The organism is Aliterella atlantica CENA595 (genome assembly GCF_000952155.1).
GTDB classification, from domain to species: Bacteria; Cyanobacteriota; Cyanobacteriia; order Cyanobacteriales; family Chroococcidiopsidaceae; genus Aliterella; species Aliterella atlantica.
This window is the reverse complement of the sequence record NZ_JYON01000001.1, coordinates 361,755-376,493: the sequence shown is the minus strand read 5'-3', so window position 1 is coordinate 376,493 and position 14,739 is coordinate 361,755. Positions and strand designations below refer to the sequence as shown.

The window sequence follows — 14,739 nt, the reverse complement described above, 5'->3', positions numbered from 1 at the left end:
TAAGACGCGATCGCTTGCTTAATTGGACGCTGTTAGCAACCTCATTCTACTATTTCTGCTTGGTTGCCAGGATTTCTAGCTAATCCATACACAATAAAAGTATCCCCACTGTTGAAATAGCAAATATCATGACTGAAGTTACAATACCGCCAATTCAAACTACAGAAGATAATTTTGGAATATTTTTTGCGCCTTTATCTCTAGCAGAAGTTTACGCCCTAGCCGACGATCCAGGCAACGGGGCGGTAGTAGTGATGAGCGGAATGGTACGCAATCAAACCGAAGGTAAACCAGTAGTTGCTTTGGAGTATCAAGCTTACGAACCAATGGCGATACAGATATTTCGACAAATTGCTGTTGATATTCGTCGTCAATGGAGTAATGTGCAGCGAGTAGTCATTCATCATCGTGTTGGGCGCTTGCAGGTGGGAGAAATTAGTGTTTTGGTAGCGGTGGGGTGTCCGCATCGTTCTGAGGCTTTTGAGGCTTGTCGCTATGCTATAGATACGCTCAAACATAATGCTCCTATCTGGAAAAAAGAGCATTGGCAAGATGGTTCTAGTACCTGGGTAAGTATTGGCGCTTGCGAAGAAGCAGTGACCAAATAATTCGTAATTCGTAATTCGTAATTCGTAATTTATGGTTTCAAGCCAAACATCTCGCCCTGACTTAGTTTTGGGGTATTAATGGGCTAATGCGCGAATTAGTAATTAAGAAAGGAGCGCATTGGTATTGCGCCCGTACGCATCAGGTTTTTTGTTGCAAACGATCGCTGATTTTTGTATTGATTATTGCAGTTTGTTACTAATTCTGTATCCTCAAGCACTATTCCTTTAGACTGATGGGAATAAAAAATCTTGGGATATACAGCTATATGCAGATGCTAAATTTGGGTTGGCACGAGCTTCTCACGATCGCTTCTTTCTTTGCTTGTATTACAGGGCTATTGTTACTAATCGATACGAAACAAGAGCAAGTAAATGAGTTAGAAGAAAGCGAACAAATCCTGTTTAGAATGACTTTTGCTTACTGGATGGTTTACTGTATTTGCGCGGGAATGCAAAAAGTTGGCTTACCAGATTGGGAAGTTATGGTCATGAGCGTGAAAATTACCTCTGCTTTGTCTTACTTCCTTACCTTCGCTTGCGTTTTATGCTTGCCTTTGCACAGATTGTCAGTCAAGCAAGTACAGGAATAATTTTACTTTTTTAGGGCAGATGCGATCGCATCTGTCAACTGCTCTTGGCTTAAAATAGTCAAAATAAACACTTCTTGGACTGTTTTACCCTGCCTGGCGATGACTTTAAAGCCCCCGCGAATTGGCACAGAAATTCTTAATTGCATTCGCGGGGCATGACCTTTAACTCTACCAATTACGCCTGGTGTAATTGTTTGAATGCCGCTATGTTTAGTTAAAGTTTCTAAAATGCGGATCAGTCCAGGAATGTGAGTGGAGTGATTGAGAACAAGTCGAGCATGAGCGGGTTGCATATTATTTTAGGCTGCCTCTAGAGGAGCCATTGTTAAACCTGCACGTTTTAATTGCTGGTGATACAGTTCTGCTTGCTCTTGAGGACCTACCCAAACGATCGCTTGTCCTTCAAAATGGATTTGGTTGGTAAGTTCCCAAGCTCTATCGCCGCTCATGCCAGGAATGTAAGTTAACAAACATTTAATTACGTGTTCAAAGGTGTTGAAGTCATCGTTCAACACGATGATTTTGTAGTTGGGGTAGAGCTTTCGAGTAACTTGACTAGAACGTTCAGGAGCAATTGTCGGAGATGTTGTCATAGCGCGAATAAAGGTGGAATGCAATCTAGCCATAACAAAATTTAAACAAGCTTGACTAAACTACATTCCAACATACCAGAAGAATAGTTATCAGCGAGCGAGATTTTTTTCAGTAACATACTCTCAACTCTAATATTACTAAAGTATCAATTAGTTAACTGGTTACTGGTCACTGGTCACTGGTCACTGTTTTACTTCCAGTCTTCCCAGTTTTCGTTAAATATGGATGTATCAGGGAAAGCTGTAGGATTGCCGTTTTCTTTGAGGCGGCGTTTTAGAGCTTCTAGTTGGGGTTCTTGTTGTGGTAATTGGTCTACTAATTGAAATGGTGCGATCGCCCGCTCTAAACTAAAAGCAGCAGTAGTACCAGCCGCAGCACCAGATGACCATTCAAAAGAATGTACTCGGTAAGCAGCAGCAGCTATATGACTTGTCGCAATACTCTTCCCAGCTACCAGCATATTATCGATTTTTTGGGGAATCATCGACCGCAAAGGAATCTGGAAGGGATAAGCTTGTCCTGCACCTAATCGTTCGCCAGGACGCTCGATATTTCCTGGCGCTTCTGGGGGACTTTTGACCATGCAGGGGTGAAAGTCTATTGCATAGTGAGCAATACCTACAGAATCAGGAAAAATTGTCGAACGAGTTCGCCGCATCGCTTTAGTAGCTGGTTCAGCACCGCTAATTACTGCTGTTGTTTCTAAACCTGCTAGCGCTGCTTTCAGCCGCCGATAAGTATCTGGCGATAAAGTTTGTTTGTAATAGTCGTCATTGTAATCGCGGCGAGAAATATCAATTTCCCAGACAGTAAAGCCTTGAGGTTGACCCCAACTCGGTCTACCAATTATTCGTCGTCCTTCGCGCATATATGGATACTTAGATAAGCCGTGAACCGTTCCCATCGGCGAATCTAAGCCAGCTAAAAAGCGGTGATTGGGGTGAGGTTCCTTGACTCCTGTTCCTAGCTGAGAATCGGTAGTTCCAGCGACCAGCCAGTAATAATAGCCTTGAGAAATTTCTTCAGCCTTACGCAAACTTTCTTGGCGCAATCCACCCATCCATTGACCAGGTTGCAGTTGTTTGGTTGCTTGTAGTTGGTTGCGAGTATAGACTAAATTATCGGCGCTAGTACCTGGACGGTAGTCATTTCCCCACGTCCAGTTTTGCATGGAAATATCTTTCGGTACGGGAGCAGAAAAGTTAACGCCGCCAAAACTGATTGTTTCACCTTCATCGGGACTCCAGATACGGCGATAGGTAAAAACTAAAGGAAAACTTGCTAGCCGCTGCAACTCGTAACTGTAGTAGCCGGAGTATTGCATATAAAAAGGCGGCATTTTCTGGGGTTGCGGTTCCTCAGTCTCCTCCATTGCAAAAGTGTAGGTAAAGCCTTGGGTACAGTAAGGGTCGCTTGTAGCGCTAGATGATGATGGTTCAAGGTAAGAACGCGCATCGATACCGAGTCGGTAGGGGACATCAGCAAGAGCAACTAACTCGCCTGTTTCCGTAGCATCGACAACGTACCAATTAGGAGCATTGCTTTTTGCTAAAGCACTATTTTTTTTCGGTTTTGCAGGGACAAAACGCACAATAGTTTTGTCGAACCGCGAGGAATTTGCGTAAGTATATGCTTCAGTAATAGTTTTTGATAGCGGTTCGGTATTGAGTGGGGGTGCGCCTTTGGCGGGTTTGTGAGTAATTGCGATCGCACTATCGATTATTTTCCCCGATTGGGCGGTATTTAATTCTTTAATTACAGTAGCAGGAAAGAATTTAAACTTCCCCTTGCCTTTTTTGGCTGCATCTTTTAACAAGGAAAGCAAAATTTCGTCGCCGTCATGGGGAAGGAAACACGAATCGCTCACCCAACAATCCCCAGGATTTAGCTCTCCATACTTGCGCTCTATACGTTGGCGTAATTCTATATAACCGCGCGGATATAATAGCTTGGCTCTTTGCGTCGGTCGTTCGTCAAGAGCAGAAGTTCCTTGAGCGGAAATTTGACCGCCTACCCAGTCGGTGATTTCAGTTAAGCAAACTGTTTTACCAGCGAGTAAACCTTCGTATGCACTAGCAACGCCAGCAAGTCCGCCACCAGCGACTAATATTTCACACTCTACAGTTTGGTCTGGGGTTCTAGGTGGTGCAGCAAAGGCGACAGGAGTAAATAAAGTTGAAATTAGAGTAAGGCTAACGAGCGATCGCTTCATAGTCTAAAGTCTATTTGACTTTTCAATATAGCTAGCCATAGACGTTAACACTCCAAAATTGTTCAATGCAAGCTTTTTTAGGATGAATTTAGCGATCTAGTGCTTATCAACTAATTCTATGGCTGTTTTGGTACTGCCTGTTTGACAGTTTCCACGTCCAATTCTAAAGCTTGTGCTACTTGCTCTACACTCAAACCCAACTCTAATAATCGCGGTACTGCTGCTAATTTAGCTACAAATCCGCCTTGTTGCTCGCCAGCTAATCTACCTTGTTGCTCGCCTTCTGCAAAAGCTTCTTGATAAACTCTGGTATTTCTAATTAAGTCTAGACCCAACATTGCTTCTACCTCCTGACGGCTAAGATGCGGAAACTTGTATATTACTATCGTCTCTATAAATTCTAAGATTTGCTGCTGAGTTTGCGCATCTGCTACTTGTTGTCTTGTTTGGGAAATTAGTTGCTTGGCTTTTTGGGTAGCTGTTTGTTGGCTTTCAACAACTAACTGCACAATACCTACCCCTAAAGAGTTTTCTGCAAGTTCCTCCAACTCGTCTAAATATAGGATTTGTACTTGGTTACTAGCTAGAAGTAGTTGATATTGTATTGGCTGTTGTGCCTCGACACTGCGGCGGGGGTAAACTACAACTGCACGCCAATTTTGGATTGGTTTGTACTGGTAGATATAGAGAAAGATTTCGGCAAACAGGCGGTAGTAAAACCCCTCATCTTTTTGAAACTGCACTTCCACAAAATAAATTGGTAGATTTGGCTGGTTGCTAGGTGGTAAAAATAACCCATCTAGGCGAAAGGCAAGTTGTTTTAGTTCGATGGATGTAAATTGATAAGCATCGGCTTGAGTAGCAGGTTGACTAATTAGTTCAAAAAAGATGCTGGGAAATTCTTGAAACAAACGGTAAAAAAGGGTATCAGTTTTCATAGGCGATCGCGCGATCGTCCAAAGTTACTTTTAGTGTTGCATGGCGATAATAATACTTAGAGCGAGTGACAATATATTGTCAGCTTGCCGCAAGCGATCGCTTCGTCTTTAAAAAGATATACTGCTACGCCCTAATTGATAACAATGTAAATATGGCAAACAAGCTTTTAAGTAGTTTTCTCGCACTAAGTATTGGCATAACTCCTCTACATTTACTGCTAGTAGCTCAAAATGTCGCAGCCCAAACGCAAAATTCTCCAGAATCTCAAGCATTAAACCAATTAATCGATAAAGCGATCGCTCAAACTCAACAAGGACAGACGCGTGCAGCCATTGATACGCTAGAGCAACTCATCGCCCTTGCCCGCAAGCTCAAACAGCCAAAAGTTGAAGCTGCCGCGCTACTAGGAATTGGTCTAAACTATAACACTCTCGGACAACTCCAATCAGCCTTGAAGTCGTACAACCAGGCACTTGCCATCTTCAAAACAGTTAAAGATCTAAATGGCGAAGCTAGCGTACTAAATAATCTAAGCGTCATTTACCTCAATCTTGGGCAACCGCAGCAAGCCTTATCAATTCTCAAGCAGTCGCTTGTGTTACGCAAACAAGTAAAAGATCGCGCTGGGGAAGCTACAACTCTAAATAATATTGGCGCTGTTTATAAAGATATCGGACAATTTCAACAAGCATTAGCAGCTTACAATCAAGCTTTGCCGTTGTATAGGGAGGTAAAAGATCGCCCCAGAGAAGCCACAGCGCTAAATAATATTGGTGAAACATATATAGCTATTGGACAACCGCAGCAAGCATTGAAATTTCTTCAGCAAGCTTTAGAGATTCGCCGTAATACTCGCGATCGCACTCAAGATGCCACAATATTAAATAATCTTGGTGTAGCCTACCGCGAACTTGGATTACCCCAGCAAGCAGCATCATTTTTCAAACAGGCTTTGCCAATTCATCAAAAAACAGAAAATCGGCTGGGTGCTGCCGCATCATTAAATAATCTTGGGGCAATTACTAACGAACTTGGGCAATCTCAATCGGCATTAGCGTATTACAACTCGGCTTTGGCAATTTATAAACAAGTTGGCGATGTTAGCGGCGAGGCTAATACTACTAATAATCTTGGCGTAATCTATGCCAGTATGGGCAAACTACCACAAGCTTTAGCCAGTTACAAATCGGCTTTGCCCCTGTGGCGAAAAATTGCCGACAAAGCTGGAGAATCTGCTACTTTGGTGAATATTGGTACAGTGTATCGAGATCTCAAGCGACCGACTGAAGCGATCGCTAATTTAGAGCAGTCTGTAGCAATTACCTTACAACTGCGGGGAGGGCTAGAAAGAGTCAATCGTCGCCAGTTTTTGGACAATAACAGCGGTAGGGCGATCGGCTTGATTGACTTACTCATCGCTCAAAAACAGCCTGAACGTGCCTACCAATGGGTAAACTTAACTACTACAGCCGATCTTGCCGACTACTCTCGTCTAATTAATGCTAAAGTTGCAAACCCTCAAGCGCAGCAAGCAATTGACGGCTGGAATCAAGCTAATCGCCAGTTAGACGCATTAAGGCAGCAATTGCAACAAAAATTTTCGCCTCAATTATCAGCGCAAATCAATCAATTACAGGCTCAAACTAACCAAAAAGCCGAAGAAATCGTTCGCCAGTTTCCTGAAGTTGCTGAATTGTTTGAAACTAAGCCTGCTGATATTGCTAGGTTGCAGGCGAATATTCCACCTAATACTGTAGTTGTGCAACCTGTTTTACTTACAGACGTTAGTAGCGTACCAAATACTATTGCTCTATTTGTCCTCACCAAAGATAAAATCACTGTCAAACAACAAAAACTCGATCCAAAAGTATTTAACGGGCTAGTTACTCAATACCGTACTCAACTAACAACTGCAAGCTCTCGCAAGTATCAAGCTACTAGCCGCGATCTTTACGACATTCTGATTCGCCCTATAGAAGCTCAAATTCCAGCTTCTACCAAACAATTAAGTATTGTTGCAACTGGTAAGTTGCGTTACGTTCCTTTTGAAACGCTAATCGATCGCCAAACAGGCAAGTATTTAATTGAGAAATATCCTATCAACAATCTTACTCGTCTTTCCGAGCGCTTCAATTCATCAAAGTTAGATAAGCAGCCGTCAATTTTAGCTATTGGCAATCCTTCTCCTAGCGATCGCCGCAACTTAGCAGGCGCAGAAGAGGAAGTAAAAGATATCACAACTATTTTGCCAGGAAGTAAAGCTGCCATTGGTAAACAAGCTACTCTAAGTAATTTTGAAATTCTTGCTCCTCGTTTTCCTATTTTGCATTTGGCGACGCATGGCTGTTTTCAACCCCAAGGTTGTCCAGACTTAAAGTTAGAGGCAAATAGTTTATTGTTTAGCGATCGCTCCTTTAATATTGCTGATGCGGCGCTGCTGGGACTCAAAAACACAGATTTAGTTGTCCTCAGCGCTTGTCAGACGGCGGTGCAAGCTAATTCCAACGGTGAAGAATTTGCTGGAATTGCCTATTTATTTGAACGCGCTGGCGCTAAAAGTGTAATTGCAAGTCTGTGGTTAGCCAAAGATGAGGAGACAAAAGACTTGATGATTGCGTTTTACCAAAATCTCAAACAAGGTAAAACTAAAGCAGAAGCATTACGTCAGGCGAAACTAAGTTTAATTGACAAGCATCCTTTATATTGGTCGCCATTTATCCTCATTGGCAATGCTCGTTAAGTGGGCGATCGCATCATTAGATTGAATTCAATCTAATTTTTCCTATGAAATCTATAGTTACAGTTGTATTATTGTCAGGTGTCACTTGTGCAGCTTCACTAAAGGCGATCGCCCAACAGATTCCTAGTAGAGCGATTAACACCCAGTCCAAAGTTTCCAGCATTGCACTTTCTGCATCAGCCTTGGCAAAATCTTGGGAACGTCCAACGCTGCGGATTTCTTTGCCAACTAATGCCACCAAATTCAAATTTAGCGCTGATGGTGAAACGCTACTAACCAACGGCGCTAACGAACAATCTGCCGAACTGTGGAGCTTGACGACAGGTAAACAAATCTACGCCTTTCCAGCAAAATCTGGGTTTGCCCTTTGTGATGTTGCGCTTAGTGCTGATGGGTATTTGGCGGCTGCCTTAATGTATTCCCTTTCTGCTCCTACTTTGCCAACCAAGCGCCAAGTCGAACTCAAAGTTTGGAACCTAAAGACTAAACAAGCGCAATGGACAAGCCCTATTCAAACTCATGCAATCCAAACCAATGAAACCCCAGCTTGTCAAATTGAGTTCAGCCCAAACAGTCGCTTCCTCGCTACAAGCATCAGCAGCCGTTCTCGTAACCCTCAAGTTGGAGTGCGGATCTGGAATGCTAGACAAGGAACGCTGCAACAAATTACTCGCTCGGCTGTAACCTATATAAATCGGCTTGCCTTCAGCCCAGACAGTTCGGTATTAGGATTTGTTACTGGCAATTCTCAATTGCACTTGTGGAATTTAAGCGCCCGCAAACTGCAAGCCAAACTACAAGCGCTAGATGGTAAGTATGTAATGTTGATTTTGGATGCTATTTTTAGTCCCAATCAACAAGAGGCGATCGCATTTACATCCGATGGCGGCATATTTAGCCGCCTTTATCGCTGGCAAATTAAAACAGGTAAGTTACAAAGCTCGTCAGAGCTACCTATCGATCGCACCGATAGCCTTTTATCTCTTAGTCCTGACGCACAAACGTATGTCTACGGAGGAGATGTGACTGGATACCATATCGGTAATTTCCAGACTAGAAACTCTTGGGATTTTCCGCAAAACCTCAGTCCAACAAGTGGGCTAACGACCGTAGTCTTTAGCCCCGATGCTCAACAGATGGCGATCGCACAAGGCAACCAAACCATTAATATTCTGCGCTGAATTATTAACGTCTAGAGTAGCCGCCACTATTGTCGCCTCTTCTGCCACCAGAAGGACCTCTATCCTCTTTGGGTTTGGCTTTGTTGACTTTCAAAGACCGACCCATCCATTCAGCGCTGTCAAGCGCCTCAATTGCTGCATCTTCTTCTGCTTCTGCGCTCATTTCCACGAAAGCAAAGCCGCGTTTGCGACCTGTTTCGCGGTCTGTAGGCATTTGAATCCGATTAACAGTTCCGTATTCTACAAAAACTTGTCTGAGATCGTCTTCCTCAACATCGTAGGAAAGATTACCAACATACAGTGACATAAAAAATTCCCAGAATCATTAGGTGTTTAGAGTTAGATTCGGAGAGAGACTTATAATATTTAAAAATAACCTATACAGCCGAATGTAATCTTAGTAGCTAACCTAGCATAAATATCAATAGTTTTGCACTAAATTTCTGCTCATCTGTTTGAGATAAGTAGGAGGAGCAATTATCGCCCTTGGCAATTCCTCTAAATTTGAAGGTAGATATAGTACCTATTCAAAGTATAAAATTAAAATATGCTACAAATTTCTCCAACAGTTATCATCCCCGAAAGCGAGATCGAACTTAGCGCTATCCGTTCTCAGGGAGCAGGAGGTCAAAATGTCAATAAGGTAGCAACAGCGATCCATCTGCGTTTTGATATTGAGGCTTCTTCTCTACCCAATACTTATAAAGAGCGGCTATTACAACTTAGCGACCATCGCATTACCAAAGAAGGCGTAATCGTCATCAAGGCACAGGAACACCGCAGCCAAGAACAAAATCGTGAGGAAGCACTGAAACGATTGCAAGAACTAATTAAAAGCGCTATTGTAGTCCCCAAAAAGCGCAGGCGAACTTTGCCATCTCGTAGTTCGCAGCTAAAGCGGCTCGATAGCAAAAGCAGGCGATCGCAAATTAAAGCAAATAGAGCTAAGGTTACTGAATAATTCAATCTCCGCTTCTCCAAAGTTGAAAAGAGTGGAGCGAGTAGTCAAATTACTATGGCAACGTACTTAATTACAGGGGCAAATCGCGGTATCGGCTACGAATATTGCCGTCAAATCCAGGCGCGGGGGGATAGCGCGATCGCAGTTTGTCGGACGGCTTCTAACGAATTGAAGGCGTTAGGAGTCCGAGTAGAGGAAGGCATCGATGTCACCTCTGATGATTCTGTTGCAGACTTACTTGCTCGGTTAGGACAAACTCAAATTGATGTCTTAATCAACAATGCTGGGATTATCAAGCGCGTAACCCTGGAACATCTTGATTTTGACAGTATTAGAGAGCAGTTTGAAGTCAATGCCTTGGGTGCGTTGCGGGTAACTCAGGTATTGCTTCCCCGTCTTCAGGTGGGTGGAAAGGTTATACTGATGACGAGCCGTATGGGGTCAATTGCCGATAATACTTCTGGAAGTTCCTACGGCTACCGGATGTCTAAAGTTGCCCTATCAATGGCAGGTAAATCTTTATCTGTCGATCTCAAACCACAAGGCATTACTGTTGCTATTTTGCACCCAGGCTTAGTGCAAACTCGTATGACTAATTTTACAGCTAACGGCATCACGCCAGAAATATCGGTGCGAGGATTGTTAGCGCGAATTGATGAACTGACGCTAGAAACTACAGGTACTTTTTGGCATAGTAACGGTGAAATATTACCTTGGTAGCAAGTACCAGAAGCAAAAATACTGATAGTGCTGCCTTTTTGCCTCAACTTCCTAACTTGGAGTCCGGCAGGATAATAATTCGAGGTTGGGCGATCGCTTCAACTTACGGTTGTTTTGGTACGGCTTGCTGTACAACTTCAATATCCAAATTTAGAGCTTCCGCTACTTGCTCTACAGTCAACTCCATTTTCAACAGCCGAGGTACTGTCTCTAACTTGGCTTTCTGTTCGCCTTCTGCATAGGCTTCTTGATAAACTCTAGTATTCCTAATTATGTCTAAACCTAACATTGCTTCTATCTCCTGACAGCTGAGATGAGGAAACTTGTATATAACTATCGTCTCTATAAATTCTAAGATTTGCTACTGGATTTGTCGATCTGCTATTTGTTGCCTTGCTTGCGAAATTAGATCTGTAGCTTTTGCTGTGGCTTTTTTGTTAGTCTCTACAACTAACTTGATAGTCGTTGGCGAGTGTTGCAGATTGACCGATGAGTTCAAAGAATATAGTGGGAAATTCTTGGAACAAATAGTAGAAGATTGTGTCGGTTTTCACAGGCGATCTCTTTTAGCTGTTGAAAAATCCTAGCAGTATCAGCTACTTTTCAGGGTTAACTCAGCTATTTTTAAGCATTATCGCCAGCATAATACTATATTTAGTCTTTAGGTAGACTATTTTGCATTTATTCTCTTATTAGGATAATTATTCTTTTCAAGACAAAGTTTTTATGAGCCAGCCTGTAAAAAAACTATTGAGTAGCCTTTTAACCGTTTCTATTAGTCTAGCTTCTATCGCTGTACCGCCAACAATTCACATAGCTTCCGCCCAAACGCGATCGCCCAAGCAAGAATTAGAAAAATTACTACAGCAATCAGTTAAATATACAGAACAAGGACAATTTCAACAGGCAGTTGGTACATTGCAACAAGCTTTAGTCTTAGCCAGACAACTCAAGGATAAGAAAACAGAAGGAGAAATCCTTGCTGCTATTAACTTAATTAGTAATTTCTTGGCAATAAGTCCTAGTACAACTCCTCAAACACCGTCAAATCAGCCTTCTACTTCCCAAGCTGGTAACACTCAAAAATTGTTGCAACAAGGTATCCAGCAGACTAAGCAAGGACAACCCCAACAAGCGATCGCTACATTTGAACAAGTTTTAGCACTCAATCGCCAGGTTAATGACAAAGAAACTGAAGCTACAGCCTTATTAGGTATTGGTTTAAATTACAACAATATTGGGCAAACTCAAAAAGCATTAGATGCCTACAATCGAGCGTTAGATAACTTTAAAGCAATTAACAATCGATCGGGACAAGGTACTGTATTGAGTAATATTGGCGAAATTTATCGAGTTACTGGACAATCTCAGAAGGCTTTAGAGTTTTTCAACTTGGCTTTACTAATTTTCAAAGAAGTTCGCAGTAGATCCCAAGAAGCTAATACCTTAAATAGTATTGGGATAGTTTACAGCCAGCTTGGGCAAAAACAGAAAGCACTAGAGTTTTTCAACTCGGCTTTGCCCATCAATAGAGCCGTAGGCGATACTGGGGGAGAAGCCAATACTCTTAATAGTATTGGTGAATTGTATAAATCTACAGGGCAACCGCAGAAGGCTTTAGAGTCTTACAATTTATCTTTATCGATTAGTAAAAAAGCAGGTAATTCTAGTCAAGAAGCAGTTACTCAGGGCAATCTTGCTGGCTTGTATCTAGAAACCGGACAACCGCAGAAAGCTCTAGAGGCATTTAATTCTACTTTAGTAATATTTAGAAAAACAGGCGATCGCTATAAAGAAGCAGCAACTCTAAATAACATTGGTGCTGTATATCGCGCAACTGGAGAAACGCAAAAGGCTCTCGACCTATATAATCAAGCATTGTCGATAACTAGAACTATACAAAATTCTGCGGGACAAGCTATTGCGCTTAATAATATTGCTGGTATCTATTTAGCAACCGGACAACCGCAAAAAGCTTTAGAGTTTCTAAATCAATCTTTACCGATCGTGCAAAAATCTGGCGATCGCGCTCAAGAAGCCACAGTATTAAATAATATTGGTGAAGTTTACAATAACATAGGACAACCGCAAAAGGCATTAGAGTTTTATAATCAAGCTTTGCCTATTGTTAAGCAAGTAGGAGATACAAGGCAATCAGCTATATTATTAAATAATATTGGTGGAGTTTACAATAATATTGGGCAACCTAAAAGAGCATTAGAGTTTTACAATCAAGCGTTACCGATATTCAAGCAAGTAGGCGACAGATCCCAGCAAGCTAGTACCTTGAGCAATATTGGCGTAATCTACGCAGCTATGGGCGAATCACAAAAGGCGCTAGCATTTTATAATCAAGCTTTGCCGATTCTCAAAGAAGTCAAAGATATCAGCGTCCAAGCTACTACTTTGAGTAATGTTGGCGAAGTGTATAGAAACTTAGGACAGCAACAAAAAGCCTTAGAATTTTATAACCAAGCTTTACCAATTCGGCGCAAAGTAGGCGATTTGAGTGGAGAAGCAACAACACTAAATAATATTGGGCTAGTTTACTATACAAACTCTCAGCCTGACAAAGCGTTGACATTTTATAACCAAGCTTTACCTATTGCCAATAAAATCGGCGATGCTAGCATTAAAGCTGCAACTCTAGGTAATGTCGGTGTAGCCTATCGAGACAGCAATAGACCAACTGAAGCGATCGAAAACCTCGAACAAGCAGTAGAAATAACATTGCAAGTTCGTAAAGGACTCGAAAGAGCAAATCGCCAGCAGTTTCTAGACGCAAGTAGAGGAAGAGCAATTGGTTTGATTGACTTACTGATAGACCAAAAACAGCCAGAACGCGCCTACCAATGGGTAAACCTGACTACTACAGCCGATTTAGCAGATTACTCGCGCTTGATTGACGCAAAAGTGGCTAACCCTCAAGCGCAACAAGCAATTGAAAAATGGAACCAATCTAATCAGCGTTTAGAAAGCCTGCGCCAGCAATTGCAAACTAAGTTTTCTGTAGAGCTATCTGCGCAAATTAACCAATTACAAGCAGAAATTAACCAACAAGCAGAAAGTATATCTCGCCAGTTTCCTGAAGTAGCAGAATTATTTGAAACTACACCTCAAGATGTTGCCAAGTTGCGGGCGAATATTCCTGCTAACACAGTAGTTGTGCAGCCAGTTTTACTTACTGATGTCACTAATGTCCCAAATGCGATCGCTTTATTTGTGATTACTAAAGATAAGCTTACAGTTACCAAACAAAAGCTCGATCCAGCATTATTTGACCAATTAGTAACCCAATACCGCAGCGAACTTACTGATGCTAGGTTTCCCAAAAGATTCCGCGCCAATAGCTCCAAACTCTACGATATTTTGATTCGTCCTATCGAAGCGCAAATTCAGGCTGCTAATCCCCAACAATTGAGCATTATTGCTACAGGTAAGCTGCGTTATATTCCATTTGAAACGCTAATCGACAGCAAAACGGGTAAGTATCTAATTGAGAAATATCCAGTTAACAATCTGACTCGTTTATCTAGTCGCGCATTGCCGCAAACACAGAAAAAGAGCGCTATGCTAGCTCTTGGTAATCCTTCTCCTGGCGATCGCCGCAAATTAGCGGGTGCAGAACAAGAAGTAGAAAGTATTACGCCAATTTTACCAGGCAGCGAGGCATATATTGGCGATCGCGCTACTTTGAGCAATTTCAAAAATCAATCACTGCGTTTCCCCATTTTGCACTTGGCTACTCATGGCTGTTTTCAGACTCAAGGTTGTCCTGACTTGAACATGGAGGCGAATACATTGCTATTTAGCGATCGTAATCTCAATATCGCCGATGCAGCTTTGTTAGGGTTAAAAAATACCGACTTAGTTGTGCTTAGTGCTTGTCAAACAGCAGTGCAAGCTAAGTCCAATGGTGAGGAATTTGCGGGTATGGCTTACTTATTTGAACGTGCTGGCGCAGATAGCGTGATTGCAAGTTTGTGGTTAGCCAAAGATGAGGAGACTAAAGAACTAATGATTGCGTTCTACGAAAACCTCAAACAAGGTAAAACCAAAGGTGAAGCGTTGCGGCAAGCAAAACTTAGTTTAATTGACAAACATCCTTTATATTGGTCGCCATTTATTCTCATTGGCGATGCTAGCTAATATACAGTGCGATCGCTCTTTGGTAGGGTGCGTTTTCAAAACGCA

14 protein-coding genes are annotated in these 14,739 nt (G+C 42.2%); 7 read left to right on the top strand and 7 right to left on the bottom strand.

Annotation, left to right across the window (positions count from 1 at the left end; genetic code table 11):
• The first annotated feature begins 128 nt into the window (after window positions 1–128).
• On the top strand, window positions 129–608 hold the full coding sequence (locus UH38_RS01745; protein WP_045052863.1) for a molybdenum cofactor biosynthesis protein MoaE: 480 nt from the start codon (window positions 129–131) through the stop codon (window positions 606–608).
• Between the two features lie 266 nt (window positions 609–874).
• Window positions 875–1,198, top strand: coding sequence for a hypothetical protein (locus UH38_RS01740; RefSeq protein WP_045052862.1), 324 nt, complete (start codon window positions 875–877; stop codon window positions 1,196–1,198).
• 2 nt (window positions 1,199–1,200) lie between these two features.
• Here UH38_RS01740 and UH38_RS01735 read toward each other — a convergent pair whose 3' ends face one another.
• From UH38_RS01735 to UH38_RS01720, 4 genes are all read right to left on the bottom strand, one after another.
• Window positions 1,201–1,491, bottom strand: a complete 291-nt coding sequence (locus tag UH38_RS01735; RefSeq protein WP_045052861.1) for a DUF2103 domain-containing protein — start codon at window positions 1,489–1,491, stop codon at window positions 1,201–1,203.
• Between the two features lie 6 nt (window positions 1,492–1,497).
• The gene (gene clpS, locus UH38_RS01730) at window positions 1,498–1,824 is read right to left on the bottom strand and encodes an ATP-dependent Clp protease adapter ClpS (RefSeq protein WP_082065272.1); all 327 of its coding nucleotides are present in this window, start codon (window positions 1,822–1,824) and stop codon (window positions 1,498–1,500) included.
• Between the two features lie 158 nt (window positions 1,825–1,982).
• Entirely contained in the window at window positions 1,983–4,004 is a 2,022-nt protein-coding gene (locus UH38_RS01725) for an FAD-dependent oxidoreductase (protein WP_045052860.1), read from the bottom strand.
• A 116-nt stretch (window positions 4,005–4,120) separates the two neighbouring features.
• Window positions 4,121–4,942 (bottom strand): Rpn family recombination-promoting nuclease/putative transposase, encoded by an 822-nt coding sequence (locus tag UH38_RS01720; protein ID WP_045052859.1) that lies wholly within the window; start codon window positions 4,940–4,942, stop codon window positions 4,121–4,123.
• Window positions 4,943–5,094: 152 nt separating this feature from the next.
• Here UH38_RS01720 and UH38_RS01715 point away from each other — a divergent pair, with 152 nt between their 5' ends.
• On the top strand, window positions 5,095–7,683 hold the full coding sequence (locus tag UH38_RS01715) for a CHAT domain-containing protein (RefSeq protein WP_052672214.1): 2,589 nt from the start codon (window positions 5,095–5,097) through the stop codon (window positions 7,681–7,683).
• Between the two features lie 44 nt (window positions 7,684–7,727).
• Window positions 7,728–8,864 carry a WD40 repeat domain-containing protein gene (locus UH38_RS01705; protein ID WP_144405600.1) on the top strand — a complete coding sequence of 379 codons (1,137 nt, stop codon included), beginning with the start codon at window positions 7,728–7,730 and terminating at the stop codon, window positions 8,862–8,864.
• Window positions 8,865–8,868: 4 nt separating this feature from the next.
• Here UH38_RS01705 and UH38_RS01700 read toward each other — a convergent pair whose 3' ends face one another.
• Window positions 8,869–9,171 carry an RNA recognition motif domain-containing protein gene (locus tag UH38_RS01700; RefSeq protein WP_045052856.1) on the bottom strand — a complete coding sequence of 101 codons (303 nt, stop codon included), beginning with the start codon at window positions 9,169–9,171 and terminating at the stop codon, window positions 8,869–8,871.
• 240 nt (window positions 9,172–9,411) lie between these two features.
• On the opposite strand from UH38_RS01700, the gene arfB reads away from it, so the two are divergent.
• Together arfB and UH38_RS01690 are read left to right on the top strand one after the other, a co-directional pair.
• Window positions 9,412–9,825 (top strand): alternative ribosome rescue aminoacyl-tRNA hydrolase ArfB, encoded by a 414-nt coding sequence (gene arfB / locus UH38_RS01695; RefSeq protein ID WP_045052855.1) that lies wholly within the window; start codon window positions 9,412–9,414, stop codon window positions 9,823–9,825.
• A 54-nt stretch (window positions 9,826–9,879) separates the two neighbouring features.
• Window positions 9,880–10,545 carry an SDR family oxidoreductase gene (locus UH38_RS01690; protein WP_045052854.1) on the top strand — a complete coding sequence of 222 codons (666 nt, stop codon included), beginning with the start codon at window positions 9,880–9,882 and terminating at the stop codon, window positions 10,543–10,545.
• Between the two features lie 103 nt (window positions 10,546–10,648).
• Here UH38_RS01690 and UH38_RS27005 read toward each other — a convergent pair whose 3' ends face one another.
• On the bottom strand, window positions 10,649–10,834 hold the full coding sequence (locus UH38_RS27005; RefSeq protein WP_045052853.1) for a hypothetical protein: 186 nt from the start codon (window positions 10,832–10,834) through the stop codon (window positions 10,649–10,651).
• 148 nt (window positions 10,835–10,982) lie between these two features.
• Window positions 10,983–11,099, bottom strand: coding sequence for a DUF2887 domain-containing protein (locus UH38_RS27000; RefSeq protein ID WP_072044866.1), 117 nt, complete (start codon window positions 11,097–11,099; stop codon window positions 10,983–10,985).
• 172 nt (window positions 11,100–11,271) lie between these two features.
• Between UH38_RS27000 and UH38_RS01680 the strand changes: the two genes are divergently transcribed.
• Window positions 11,272–14,694, top strand: coding sequence for a CHAT domain-containing protein (locus UH38_RS01680; RefSeq protein WP_045052852.1), 3,423 nt, complete (start codon window positions 11,272–11,274; stop codon window positions 14,692–14,694).
• Window positions 14,695–14,739 lie beyond the last annotated feature (45 nt).

Excerpts from the sequence above, each read along its gene's own strand:
- UH38_RS01690 (WP_045052854.1), top strand. The coding sequence starts at position 9,880 with ATGGCAACGTACTTAATTACAGGGGCAAATCGCGGTATCGGCTACGAA.
- UH38_RS01680 (WP_045052852.1), top strand. The coding sequence starts at position 11,272 with ATGAGCCAGCCTGTAAAAAAACTATTGAGTAGCCTTTTAACCGTTTCT.
- UH38_RS01725 (WP_045052860.1), bottom strand. The coding sequence starts at position 4,004 with ATGAAGCGATCGCTCGTTAGCCTTACTCTAATTTCAACTTTATTTACT.
- UH38_RS01745 (WP_045052863.1), top strand. The coding sequence starts at position 129 with ATGACTGAAGTTACAATACCGCCAATTCAAACTACAGAAGATAATTTT.
- UH38_RS01705 (WP_144405600.1), top strand. The coding sequence starts at position 7,728 with ATGAAATCTATAGTTACAGTTGTATTATTGTCAGGTGTCACTTGTGCA.
- arfB (WP_045052855.1), top strand. The coding sequence starts at position 9,412 with ATGCTACAAATTTCTCCAACAGTTATCATCCCCGAAAGCGAGATCGAA.
- UH38_RS01715 (WP_052672214.1), top strand. The coding sequence starts at position 5,095 with ATGGCAAACAAGCTTTTAAGTAGTTTTCTCGCACTAAGTATTGGCATA.
- UH38_RS01720 (WP_045052859.1), bottom strand. The coding sequence starts at position 4,942 with ATGAAAACTGATACCCTTTTTTACCGTTTGTTTCAAGAATTTCCCAGC.
- UH38_RS27005 (WP_045052853.1), bottom strand. The coding sequence starts at position 10,834 with ATGTTAGGTTTAGACATAATTAGGAATACTAGAGTTTATCAAGAAGCC.
- UH38_RS01740 (WP_045052862.1), top strand. The coding sequence starts at position 875 with ATGCAGATGCTAAATTTGGGTTGGCACGAGCTTCTCACGATCGCTTCT.
- UH38_RS01700 (WP_045052856.1), bottom strand. The coding sequence starts at position 9,171 with ATGTCACTGTATGTTGGTAATCTTTCCTACGATGTTGAGGAAGACGAT.
- clpS (WP_082065272.1), bottom strand. The coding sequence starts at position 1,824 with ATGGCTAGATTGCATTCCACCTTTATTCGCGCTATGACAACATCTCCG.
- UH38_RS01735 (WP_045052861.1), bottom strand. The coding sequence starts at position 1,491 with ATGCAACCCGCTCATGCTCGACTTGTTCTCAATCACTCCACTCACATT.